General features: G+C 47.9%; 11 protein-coding genes. 5 read left to right on the top strand and 6 right to left on the bottom strand.

Translation table 11 applies throughout. From position 1 onward, the window contains the following. Nucleotides 1–305 precede the first annotated feature (305 nt). Nucleotides 306–899: an RNA polymerase sigma factor gene (locus tag C162_RS16285; protein ID WP_036695565.1), complete on the top strand. Its 594-nt coding sequence runs from the start codon at nucleotides 306–308 to the stop codon at nucleotides 897–899. Then, complete coding sequence (locus C162_RS16280) at nucleotides 865–2,013, top strand: DUF4179 domain-containing protein (RefSeq protein ID WP_036695564.1); 1,149 nt, start codon at nucleotides 865–867, stop codon at nucleotides 2,011–2,013. The genes C162_RS16285 and C162_RS16280 overlap by 35 nt, the downstream gene beginning before the upstream one ends. Nucleotides 2,014–2,123: 110 nt before the next feature. On the opposite strand, the gene C162_RS16275 is transcribed toward C162_RS16280, so the two are convergent. The 3 genes from C162_RS16275 to C162_RS16265 form a co-directional block, all read right to left on the bottom strand. Then, entirely contained in the window at nucleotides 2,124–3,245 is a 1,122-nt protein-coding gene (locus tag C162_RS16275; protein WP_036695563.1) for a TolB family protein, read from the bottom strand. Nucleotides 3,246–3,348: 103 nt separating this feature from the next. After that, nucleotides 3,349–4,821, bottom strand: coding sequence for a sensor histidine kinase (locus C162_RS16270; RefSeq protein ID WP_036695562.1), 1,473 nt, complete (start codon nucleotides 4,819–4,821; stop codon nucleotides 3,349–3,351). Next, nucleotides 4,818–5,510 carry a response regulator transcription factor gene (locus C162_RS16265; protein ID WP_036695561.1) on the bottom strand — a complete coding sequence of 231 codons (693 nt, stop codon included), beginning with the start codon at nucleotides 5,508–5,510 and terminating at the stop codon, nucleotides 4,818–4,820. Before C162_RS16265 ends, C162_RS16270 begins: the two co-directional genes overlap by 4 nt. A 238-nt stretch (nucleotides 5,511–5,748) precedes the next feature. Between C162_RS16265 and C162_RS16260 the strand changes: the two genes are divergently transcribed. Together C162_RS16260 and C162_RS16255 are read left to right on the top strand one after the other, a co-directional pair. After that, nucleotides 5,749–6,159 (top strand): hypothetical protein, encoded by a 411-nt coding sequence (locus tag C162_RS16260; protein ID WP_235218451.1) that lies wholly within the window; start codon nucleotides 5,749–5,751, stop codon nucleotides 6,157–6,159. Between the two features lie 200 nt (nucleotides 6,160–6,359). Beyond that, a complete protein-coding gene (locus tag C162_RS16255) occupies nucleotides 6,360–6,809 on the top strand; it encodes an SMI1/KNR4 family protein (RefSeq protein ID WP_235218450.1) in 450 nt (149 codons plus the stop codon). 4 nt (nucleotides 6,810–6,813) lie between these two features. Here the strand turns inward: C162_RS16255 and C162_RS16250 are convergent, their stop codons facing one another. Then, nucleotides 6,814–10,401, bottom strand: a complete 3,588-nt coding sequence (locus tag C162_RS16250) for an ATP-binding cassette domain-containing protein (protein ID WP_084648942.1) — start codon at nucleotides 10,399–10,401, stop codon at nucleotides 6,814–6,816. Nucleotides 10,402–10,598: 197 nt separating this feature from the next. After that, a complete protein-coding gene (locus C162_RS16245; RefSeq protein WP_036695558.1) occupies nucleotides 10,599–11,288 on the bottom strand; it encodes an ArsR/SmtB family transcription factor in 690 nt (229 codons plus the stop codon). Between the two features lie 95 nt (nucleotides 11,289–11,383). Between C162_RS16245 and C162_RS16240 the strand changes: the two genes are divergently transcribed. Further along, nucleotides 11,384–12,004, top strand: a complete 621-nt coding sequence (locus tag C162_RS16240) for a flavin reductase family protein (protein ID WP_036695557.1) — start codon at nucleotides 11,384–11,386, stop codon at nucleotides 12,002–12,004. Here C162_RS16240 and C162_RS34405 read toward each other — a convergent pair. Beyond that, on the bottom strand, nucleotides 12,001–12,525 hold the full coding sequence (locus C162_RS34405) for a helix-turn-helix transcriptional regulator (protein ID WP_051493573.1): 525 nt from the start codon (nucleotides 12,523–12,525) through the stop codon (nucleotides 12,001–12,003). The two genes, C162_RS16240 and C162_RS34405, sit on opposite strands and share 4 nt — an antisense overlap. Nucleotides 12,526–12,581 lie beyond the last annotated feature (56 nt).

Raw genomic sequence — 12,581 nt, 5'->3', positions numbered from 1 at the left:
CGGGACGCAAATAGGCCCCCGGTCCATTCCCTGTTCGGGAACTGTAGCGGGAGCCTTTGGTGGTCCAATCAGCTCAAATCTCAGGTATGATGTTGACAACGATTCTTTCACTGTTCATTTAATTAGCGGTGAATGATTGCTGTTATCATATACCCCCTTAAACATACCTGTCAAGTATGAATTATAAAAACAAGTGTGGACCGGCTAACCGGCTAATAACCACAATTCCCTTATGTATAAGATTGTGTCACAATACGCGGCATTCCGATTGTTATATAGGTATCCAACCAAAGGAGGTGAGGTAAGTGCAATTAACCGTCCCCGGGGAAGCGGACGAACGAAGCTTAATGATCGAGCAGGCTGTAGAGGCTGTGAAGGCTGGAGATAAGCAGTCATATGAGATCATCATTAAACGGTTTCAACGCCAGATTTATACCTATTGCTTCTATATTCTCAAAGACCATACCGAAACAGAAGATGCCGTTCAGGAAATCTTCATCCGCGCCTATGCGAACCTTCACCGCTATAGCAGCAGCACTTCCTTCTCAGCCTGGCTGTACAAAATGGCTTACCACCATTTAATCAATTTGAAGAAAAAACAAAGCCGTTGGCTTAGATTAGTAGAGCATTACAAGGAGCAGCAGCGGCAGGAGCAGATCCCGCCAAGTGAATCGGTAACCTCCGAGCTAATGGCCTGTCTGACCACAGAGGAGCGCCACATCCTGCTGCTGAAGGCTGTAGAGCAGTACACCTTCGAGGAGATCAGCGAAATTATGGGAATCAAGGCGACAACCATCCGCAAAAAATACGAACGGCTGCGTAAAAAACTGCTGGAGCGTGCCGCCCAAAAAGGAGCGAGGAAGCATGGATCAATATCGGGAGCGAACAAGACATCGTGAGATGGAGGCTATTGAACAACATATTCGGGAATCCGTTAAGCCAAGAGCGGAGTTAAGCACGATCATTATGAATAAGATTGGAGAGGAAGAAATGAGCAGCATAACAAGATCAAGAGGATCGAAGGCCAGACCGGGGATTTTCAAAAAAACAGCTATCGCCGCCACCATCGCCGGGGTTCTAGGTGCAGGCATTCTGGGCGCAGGCTTCGTGTCACCGGCAATGGCAGATACGCTTAAGAAAATTCCGGGGATCGGCATTCTCTATCAGGGAACCACTCCGCACTCGCTTGAGCTTGCAAAAAGTCAGGGGATGTTGTCACAGCCGGGTCTCAGCGTAACCCATAACGGAGTTACACTCAAGCTGACCGATCTGCTCTATGACGGCACACGGCTCAGCTTCCAGCTTGAGCATGAGGGCGGATTAGATTTCTCGGGCGGAACTATAGGGCAGTTGATTGAGCCACCGGCCGTCTTGGCTGACGGGCAGCAGATTAAGTTCACTTCAGGAGCCTTCGGCGATATTCCTTATCAGGATCATGCTTATCTTGCCGAGCTGTCGGGCGATTTGAATCTGCCGAATGAATTCACCCTGACGGTGGAGGCTAAGGTCAAGCAAATGAATGAGACCTTTACATTCACTGCACCTGTAAAAATCATGGATACCGCCCTCACGGTTACCCCGAACATCACCAAAACAGAGGGTGCCTTCAGCTATACTGTCGAGCAATTAAAGGTCACTCCGGTATCCACCCGTCTGGTTCTGAACAGTCAGGGTGAGGTGCCGCAATCCGCAGAGCAGTCCGGCGAATTTCATGCCAGCATGATGTACTATGAGCTTGTAGACGACCAGGGCAATTCTATTGACCCGAATAGATACGGATTTTACGACAGCAAACCGGAGACAGAATACTATCTGAATGAGCTGTATCCTCCTTTTGCTAACACACCTAAGACCATAACCATCAAGCCGTATACGCTGACCGTTAAGAGCGATGACTTCACCATTGCGGGGCAGAAAAAAGACAGTAACGGCAACATTCTGCCGGGACGCGGGAATCTGGGCAAACGGACTTATCTGAAGAATCTGGAGACCACGATCACCCTCCAGCCTTAGTGTATTAGTTCTCCCGCTTCATGCTGTTCATCATCTAAAAAGCAAGGCTGTCCGGGTAGCCGTCATGCGGCTGATCCCGGGCAGCCTTTTGCTTTTGGCGTATAAAAGCGTTACGACAGGCTGACCACATAGGTCAGAAACTGATAGATATTATCCTTCAACACTGTGGCTGTGGCCAGCAGCTTCTTACCGGACGGACTCCAGTGGAGAGGATCAGACAGATGAAAATCATTCAGCACAGGCGTCTGCTCTCCGGTCTCCACCTCGATAATGAACAGGTCCTGCTGGTCATCCGTTGAACCAGACGCCGTGACTGCATAAGCCAGCAGCTTGCCGTCCGGCGACCAGCTGGTGCCGAAGATCTGCTGCCCCGAAGCTAGCTTAGACTGCTCATTGCCCTCGCTGTCACAGAGCTTCAACGTCATCTCTCCGCGTCCGGTACGCTCAACAATCGCCAGCATACTTCCGTCAGGGGAGGGAACGGCCCAGATCACATTCTTTAGCAGCACCTTAGTCTGCTTCGTCACTATGTCATAGGCGCTTAGCTGGCTATCTTCACCTGTAACATAGAGAATCCGGCTGCCGGTCTGAACCACCTCATGCACATAAGGGATGCCCGTCTTCAGGATCGTCTCCTGCTTGCCGGTTAGATCTGCACTTCGAATATTGCCTTCCATATCAGGAAAAATCACATGCGTATCATCCGCCCATTTCCCTTCCTCGATCTGAAACTCCGTCTCGCTAACCTTCACCGGAGCGCCGCCAGCCAGGTCCATAATGTATCCGATCCCAGTCATCTCGGACAGCTCCTTGAAGAAGATATGCGTCTTGTCCGGGGAGATTTGCGGCGCGCCATAATTCAGCTCTCCAACCTGCAGCGGAGCTTCCTCACCTGTGGACAGGGTATGCAGATAGAGATTCAGCGGATACCGTTCCTGTCCTTCAATCACCTGCGAGGGGAGACTGCGGTTCTCCTTGGTCACTACCATTACATCCTCACCGGCAAAATCCGTCCCCCGCACCCCCTCCACCTTCTGTATGCCCTCAAGCTTCAGCTTCGTATAGACCGGTTCGCTGATATTGTCGAGGACTGTAATTTTGCGGCCCGCCTTCTCTACAACCTCACGTGTATCTGTGTTCTCAGTACTACAGGCAGTAACCGACAGCAGAACAGCTCCGCAGAGCAGAATGCTCCAGATTTTGCCCCAGGCTCTATGGCTCATATAATTCATTCAGGCTTCCCTCCAGCTCATCGCTCATGTTGCCTCTTCAGCATACCGGACGCTTATTTCCAAACCGCATCTCAACTATATCCAACTTGTAAACATTATCCCTTCAGGTCACCAGCGGAAAAGACAGCTCAAACGCCGCCCCTTCGCCTGAGCCTTCCAGCAAGATAATGGTTCCGCCCTGCTTCTCCACCAGATTACGGACCAGCGAGAGGCCAAGCCCTGTGCCGCCCGAGGCTCTGGAACGGTCACGATTGACCGTATAGAACGCTTCGAAGATCTTCTCCCGCGACGCCTCCGGAATGCCGATGCCGGAATCCCGTACAGTAATCCACACCCGCTGATCCCTTACCTCGCTGTGCAGATGGATACTCCCCTGCGGAACATTATATTTGATTGCATTGTCCAGCAGATTGATGAAGATATGCATGAAGCTCTCCCGGTCAATCCAGATATGCGCGGGCTGGGCGTCAAGCGTGACTGTGAGGCCGTAGCGCTCCGCCTTGCCTTTCATCCGTCCGCAGATATCGCTCAGCGTACTCTCAACCTCCAGCAGCTCTGCCTGGGATTCAAAATCATACTTCGCAAGCGCCGTCAATTGCAGCACCTTCTCCACCATCTCGTACAGCCGCTCTGTTTCCTTGGCAATACTCAGCTTGGCATCATGCAGCAGCTTGGGGTCATCGTCATACATATTCAGCAGGTCGACATACGCCTTAATCGAGGTCAGCGGCGTCTTGAATTCATGGCTGATGTTCCCGATGTACTGCTTCTGCTGCTGCTCCAGCGCCTGAAGCTTCTCCACAGCCAGCTGCAGCTTGTGCCGTTCTTCATCCTTGGCGGCAATGCTGCGCTCAATCTCCCGGCTCATGAAATAAATGCCCTCGGCCAGCTCCCCCAGCTCATCCTTGCGCCTTACCGGCGGAGCCGTGATATAGTTGGCCCCGCGGATATCCTCCGCTGCCTTCTTCAGCCGCCCGATGGAGGCAGCCGCACGGTTGAAATACAGATACCCGAGGATGAAGCTGAACACCAGCACGGCGCCGCCTGTCGTCAGGAACAGATTCAGCAGTGTCTGCTGGAAGCTGCGGGCGCCCTCCAGGGAATACTGTAGCTGCACCACACCCATCTGCCCCTCCGGTCCCTGCAGCGGGGCCAGGTAGAACAGCTTGTCGCCTTCACTCTGGTAGGCGACCTTGTTATTCAGCGCGTAGTCCAGCGCTGTGCTGAGATCCGGCTTGCCCGGACCCGTCCCAGGCTCGCCTTGCGCTGAGGTGCCCGCCTGCTGTCCCTGGCTGTCGTACAGGGTCACCTCCAGGCCGGTGAATCCGGCCAGCTCGGCAGCCAGCGCCTTGCCGCGCTGCTGCATGAAGACCTGCGGCGTAAGGCGCGCGCCTGTATAATACGTCTGCTTCACGCGCAGATTGACCGTGTTGACATGCTGGGCCAGACTGCGCTCCGTCTGGCCCTGCTCATTGCGCTCCACGCCGCGCAGGACGAAGTAGCTCAGCACGCCGACGGCCAGAATCAGCAGCGCCGCCAGGAACAGGCTGAACTTCAGCTTAATGCTGATTCTCATGAGTAGCTCCCAGCAGGCACTGCCTTATAGCCTACGCCGTAGACGGTTTGCAGGATATTCTGGTAGGGCTCGCCCAGCTTTTTGCGCACCCGCTGAATATGAATATCTACGGTGCGCGTTCCCCCGGCATAGTCCATATCCCAGATCTGCTCCAGCAGCTCCTCGCGCATATACACCCGCTGCGGGTGCGAGAGCAGCAGATGCAAGAGATCGAATTCCTTCGGGGTCAGCTCCAGCAGCTCCCCGCCAAGCTCGGCGCTGCGCCGGTCCGGGTAAACCTGCAAGAGACCGTATTCGATCAGCTCACTTCGGACCTCAGCCGTATTCTTCTCCAGCCGGCGCAGCAGCGCCTTCACCCGGGCCAGCAGCTCGCGGATCTCAAAGGGCTTGGTCATATAATCGTCTGCACCAAGCTCCAGACCGACAATTTTATCGACAATATCATTCTTGACAGTCAGCAGGATAATTCCAATATCATCCCGGTCCTCCAGCTTGCGGCAGACATCATAACCGCTCAGCTTCGGCATCATTACATCCAGCACCAGCACATTTGGACGGAAGGTATTCGCCTTGCTTAACGCTTCCTCCCCGTCACCGGCAGTATCGACTTCATAGCCTTCACGCCGCAGCGCGTAGGCAATCGCACTCACAATGGCCGGTTCGTCATCAACGACCAGTATTTTTTTCATAGACGGCCCATCCTTCCGCTCTCGCTTGTTCAGTTCGGGTAATGTCCTTCAAGAATAACGCAGATGAAGAAGCCGGAGCAAGGAACCGGCAGAGACAAGCAAAGTTTAGGTTATCTTTAAGAAGACTTAAGCTTCATTTCAGTATTATTGGGTAAACTGTACTTAGCTGAAGTTCACTAGCCGCCGTAAATGATGAACCTTGACCGATATAACCAACCACGAAAAGAGGATTATACACATGAATATAAAACATATGAATATTAAGCGTGTAATGATTGTAGGAACAATGATCGTAGCCATGTCGTTCGGAGGAACGGCCTGGGGCAAGCCGGCTTTACATACCCTTCCTGTCGCCAAATGGTCCACCTCTGATGTGGCCGATACCGATGAGCTGCTGGATGCCCTGAACCTGAACCCTACCTCTGACGAAGAGCTATACGACGCCTTGTATGACGGAAAATCCCTGCGCAACATCGCCGAAGAGAATGGCGGCAACGTGACCCGGGTTATCAACTTGCAGGTCAAGCAGCTGACCCAGCAGCTCGAAGCCAGACTCGCCAGCGGCAGCATCACCCTGCAGCAGTTCAATGCACAGAAGGCCGAGCTCAGGGAGATAGTCGCGCAGAGTGTCGAAACTTCGTTTGGGTGAGTGAATGGGCGCAGCGACAATTAAATGTGGCTGAACGTATTTAAATAAGCTGTCCTACGAGCAGGCATACTGCGCGTGGGACAGCTTTTTTATATGCGGCTCATACGCCTTCACAGCTAAATACTCAGATCATTCAAAGCGCACTATTGACCTAAGCCCCGCTCTTGTTATGATTAATAGATACTCTTAGAAGCGGGGGAATGGCAATGCATAATGCGCTAATGGAACGTTTGCAGCTTTTTTTAACCAAAGAGGGGAATCAGAGTCTGCTCGGTACACCAGCAACAGAGGAACAAATCGCTGGGGCAGAGAAGCAGCTGGGTCTGTCGCTGGATCAGGATTATGTTCAATTCATCCGAAGCTTTGGCGGCGCCTATGCCGGGCTTCCCGTACACGCTTTCAGCAACGGCTCCTCCATCGGGCGGGAGAGTGTGACCGAGTTAACGTTGTCCTTCCGCGAGGATTACAAGGATACCCCTATGAGCGGGCTGCTTGCACGAAGTGCAGTCTTCTCTATGGACGGCTCAGGTAACCCGATCCTGCTTGACCCCGAAGGCCGCGTGCTGCTCATCGACCATGATAACGGGGATTACGAGGTGATCGCAGAATCGTTTGCTGCGCTGATTGAAGAGAATTTTATGGAGTGGTAGAGAATCATCCCATTCGTTTAAGCTTCATATCTTCAATATCCAAAATGTTATGATAAAAGTTGGACTGAGTATCTTTGTGTGAAATACCAATTACCATCGTATTAGGCAACTCCAGACTCAGTAGTCTGTATAGATCTGACTCATGCGTTCCATAAATATCGGTAGTCGCCTCATCAATTAATAACAATTCCGGCTTGAGGAGAAGACATCTCCCCATATTAAGGAGTTGCTTCTCGCCCTGGCTGAAGCTATCCAAATACTCATTGGTCTCTTGTTCAAGGGAGCTTACTCTGCCCTTAAGTTTCAACTTCTCAAGCATTGACCATATCTCCTGATCCGTACATTGCAGCTCGGGGTCCAAATTCTCTCTTAGAGTTCCGTGGTAGAGTACGGGACGCTGTGGTAAAGTCACGATTTTCTTCGCCAACAAATGATCTGGAATGGATTTAACATTCGTATCTCCAAGCAGAATCTCACCTTCATAGTCCATAAATTGGGTCAGGCAGTAAAATAACGTAGACTTGCCACTTCCCGTTCTTCCTTTGACAAGCAGGTTTTGATTTGGTTCAAGTTTGAGGGTCAGTCCAGAGATGATCGGCCTTGAATCATTATACTGAGCGCTCAAATTGCTGATTGTCAGGCCCCCTGCTGTATTTATAAAGGGCGGTAAGCTCTCATGTATGGTTTTTGGGGATTCTTCATTTTCAAGATCCAAGATTCTTTCAAGTGAATTCGTCCCAATCTCCATATGACGAAGGTCTCTAAGTAGGACCTCAAAATTAGAAAATGCTGTTAACGTATACGTTAAAGTAACGTAAATAACAACAGGATTTCCTGAAAACCCCTTTAAGCTCATAAGAATCAAGAAAGCAGAAAATGTAAAATACCCTGCAACTTCTATCCAGAACAGATAAAATCTATTAACAGACTGCCTTGTATACTCAGCATTTAGTGTATAGGATATTTTTTCTTTCCATATATTCAATAAATACACTTGAAGATTTTTCTTTCTCACATAATCAGAATCTGCTGCTGCAGACTTCAGAATAGCAAGGCATGGTTCGTGAGCTTCGTTAGCTAACTTAGAGGTAATTTTACCTGTAATACGAACTTCTTTCTGAATCTTATTGAAAAAAATCAGGAATACACCCAGGACCAGAACCATATATAAATCTGAATATGCTATTAATAGGGATGCAGTAATAATTTTAAAAAATGATTCCAGCAAATTACTGGTATAACCACTCATATCCATATCAATAACTTTCATATCATTGGAAAAACGGGCAGATAAAGAACCATTCTGCTGTTTGCTGAACTGCAAAAAGCTCATTTTGGATACCCTCTGTAATAACTGCTGATGAAAAGATTCGCCTGCTTTTACATTACCTAGATAAATTATACTTATGCGAACAATATTGGTGAGGACCAGCAAGAGGGCTACGCCAAAATAAATAGAGGAAAACAAAATTGGGTTTGCTGCATTCCCGCCGAATCGTGGCACTATATATATGGATGCAACATCGATAATCTGCGCTAAGATAAATAAAAATATGAAAAGAAATAATATCGGCCTGTTCCCAATCTCCAAAAAATAATTTTTGAGGATCTTTAAGCCGGATTGCTTAGTCCCTGTATTTTCGTCAGAATCCGGCGCATCCAGATTTAATTCACGTCCTTCAGACCGTTCATTTTGCGTGATTTCATTCTTGATTTGAATTGCAATTTCATCAGGGAGGAATTCCCGTAGTGTACTGTGATTGAGTTCACTATTTTGAAAGGAATGCTGAATACGCCCCTCTCTCATTACAATAACTTGGTCCGCTTGTTCGAATAATTCCTGGTCTATGGTTGCTGCTACCATAATTCTCGTTGTATCTTTCCAAAAATCTAAAATAAGATTTCTGAGCACTCTCTTCCGTACCTTTGCATCCAAAGAGTTTAAGATCTGGTCAAGCAGTACTACTTGGGCCCCCTGATATGCAGCCCGGGCTAATAGAATTCTTTTTATCTGTCCGCCTGACAGATTGACCATATCCGTATTAATAATAGTAGAGTCTCCACTCGCCCATTGTTCCAGATCCTCGCCTAACTCGCATGCATGAATAATCTGATCATAACGCGCTTCTTCATAAGGTCTGTCCAGGATAATATTATCCCTAATACTTACCGGAAATAATGGAGAATTATCCAAGACCTCCTCACATTGCTGAGCCAGGCGGCTCTCACCCTGAACGCATTCCAAATACCCTGCTATTGAACGTAGCAGAGTTGTTTTCCCAGATCCTGTTTCGCCCACTAAGACAACTAACTGTCCTGGAGCAATGGTTAGGTCTATATCTGTAAGCAGTATCTGACTTGGGTCCGTAAAATTACTAAAGGATGCTTTCTGTAGTGCGATTGTCTCTGCTTGTGGGGGAGTTGAATGGCTTCCCTCCCATGCAAATTCATCCAGACTAACATATTCCTGTACTAGTGAGATTGCCTTCATTCCTTGTCTAACCGTATTTATACTAACTAGGAAGTCGTTAATACAACGATCAAGGAGGCCAAAAACGATAAAGGAAGCCATGGTTTTTTCAACACTTAGCGGATAGCCCATGAGGGAGGAGAAACCGATACATATCATAGCTGTTAAAGGTACCATAGAGTAGTTAATGAGGGTTAATAGAATCTGAACCTTACTTTTTTTATGTAAAACTTCCGATTGTCGTGATCTTTCATTTTTAATCTTTTGAATGAAGTAGTTGGTAAAATTCATTTGTTTAGCTTCTTTAAACTTGTGAAGAAAGTCGTTAATTTCAAAGAGCCTCTTACTATTCACTTTGCTTAACTCTGTATCTACCTGATTCAGTGTACGAAGTAGCCGTGAGAACATTGGTGCTGCGAATAATAACAAGCATCCCATAAGACCCCCCACTCCTAAATACATTACCAGGAGTGCAACTCCAAATATAACACCAAGGGCGCTGCTTACACCGTCTATAAACCAGACAATTCCTCTTAACCAGCTAATCTGGTTTCCATACAAATCGATCAATTGTCCTGCTCGCTGAGAAGATTCTCTTTTCCGCAAAATATTTTTGAAAAGTATATTTCGATAATTAAATTCAATCGATGTAATTAGCTTCCAACGAAAATGTAAAAATTGAGAATTACAGATTACCTTAATCATCTGTATGGCGATAAACAGGAATATACCTCCTAGTGCTTTACCGTGCGGCTGCGAGCTTCCGTTAATAATTGAGCGAAGAATATCAGGAAACAAATACGGGATGGAGAATTGTAATGCCAGTGTCAGAAAAGCAAGCAGCGCATAAGCAAGAAAGGAGAACTTCAACTGACGCACAATATGCATAATCAGTGGCATCACATTTTTTTGTCTGCGAACGGACTCAGACTCTTCTTGAAAATGATCTATCCCATAGGCGGAGGGAATGACCAAACATGATTCTTGAACAGCACTTATTGGCAGATCCTTACGAATAGCTTTATTAATGAAGGGACGTGTCCACGTAAAAAAAACTCTTTGAATAGGATTTGATTTCTCTTCAATCGAGCGGCTCTGATTCGAATTAATCAAACGGTTCATCCCTTCAACAACTCATTTATGAAATAAAATCCCAAATGTCATAAAATATATTAATTCATGTTTTGTGGATATAATATAAAAAATGTCATGCCCGTTCTGGAGGATTGAACTCCTTCCAATTCGTCATGTAGGCCGTATCATTCCCGCCATAGAAATTCACCGCTACTTTGTTCTCACCAATCATTCATTCCTTGCACCTAATTCAAATCCAGTGAAAATATTTCTTCAAAACCCGCTTTCCCCTCATTGGTGACCTGTACCGCACGTGTACCCGGCAGACGCCGGACCCAGTCCAGCTCCAAGACTCTCTCCAGAAGGGCATTTCCTAGGGCTCCGGCCAGGTGGTGGCGGCGTTCGCTCCAATCCAGGCATTGATGTGAGAATTGACGGCGTTTCGTTGCAGCTTCGTTCAAATCAACGCCAAAGTCTGCAAAAAACTTCTTCCCATGCTCCGTCACCGTATACCTGTCCTCTTCTTCAAGTAAGATACCGCTGTTTAGCAAAGCATGGGTTAATTGTACCCCCACATTCCCGGCGAGATGGTCATAACATGTTCTGGCATAACGCAACGCCTTGTCCTGCGAGGATTGCCTTAATGACTTAACTGTCACAGGCGGAGCAATAGATAATAAGGACTCCATCACCCGCGCAACCTCTTGATCTCCAATCGCAAAGTAACGATGTCTCCCTTGTTTCTCTACGGTAACCACGTTAGCATCTATCAATTTCGCTAAATGAAAGCTTGCCGTTTGAGGCTTGATTCTTGCCATATATGCTAACTCGCTTGCCGAATGGAACCTTCCATCCAGTAAAACGGTTAATATTGCCGCCCGTGAAGCTTCACTTACTAGAGCTGCGATGATAGCAACATTCGGATTGGCCTGCATCCTAACCCTCCTTTTTGTATTCCATACTTCGATGAGTGTTGAATTATTTATATTATACACTGAAGTAGGATCTACAATATGGGAGGAGAAATACAATGAATCCTACGAAGCAAAGAATGAACACTGAAATGATACAACCCAAGATTTTATATTTTGGAACTCCTGTCATCTTACTGAACACCTTGAATGAAGATGATAGCGTAAACATCAGTCCTATTTCATCCTCCTGGGCTTTAGGAGACTGTATTGTACTAGGGATTGGTCTTGGGGGAAAAGCCATCGAGAACCTGGAACGGCTTCCCGAATGCGTCATTAACATCCCCGGCCCTTCACTATGGGAGAATGTGGAGCAGCTTGCTCCCTATACGGGTAAGAATCCTGTCCCTGATTACAAGCAACAACATGGCTACTCCTATCAAAAGGATAAATATGCTGCCAGCGGACTCACACCTGTTACGTCCATAACTGTTAAGCCTTCACGAATTATGGAATGCCCGTTACAAATTGAAGCAAGCGTCCAACATATCCGGATACCGGATCATTCGCCTGGCTTTGCAATCGTTGAGGCACAGGCTGTTCATGTACATGCGCACCAGGATATTATTATGGATGACAAACATATCGATCCGCTGAAATGGAGTCCGCTCATCTATAATTTCCGTCATTATTTTGGTCTGGGTCATCACCTTGGCAAAACCTACCGGGCAGAAACCTAATCCTTACGGTTGATGTCCCACGCTCCCATAGAGCAGAACTCGACCTTAAGGCCGGATATGCCTGTTATGTCTTCAAGAATCGGTACAATCAAACCCGAATAGCGTTGATATAACCACTCTGAAGCAAAACGGCTCGGACTGTAGACGCAGTAAGTCTCCCCCAACTGCTTCCCCTTCGTGCCCTTGAACCAGGTGTTGAAGCTGGGCGGTGAGATGCGGCCTTGGATACGATCCAAGGCCACAGTCCAGACCTCATCCGGGAGCTCGATGGGAGGGCTTACAATTTTATCAGAAGCTGAATCGCCGCTAACTCTCTCCCCTAACAAAAGCTCTTCCACCGACTTCCCGAAGACCTGTCCAAGCTTCAGCAACACCCCGATATCGGGCAGACAGTCTCCCTGTTCCCACTTGGAAACCGCCTGATGGCTTACGCCAACTAAGCTGGACAGCTCTGTCTGGGTTAGGGATAATCCCTTCCTTAAGTTCAATATATTCTGCCCGGCTTTGTTATTATCGATCAACGTGAGGACACCTCCATTCTACTATTACTCAACACAGCCAATAGTAGCATAGAGGA

The organism is Paenibacillus sp. FSL R7-269 (genome assembly GCF_000517865.1).
Lineage (GTDB): Bacteria > Bacillota > Bacilli > Paenibacillales > Paenibacillaceae > Paenibacillus_AQ.
This window is presented reverse-complemented; position numbering and strand designations above follow the sequence as displayed.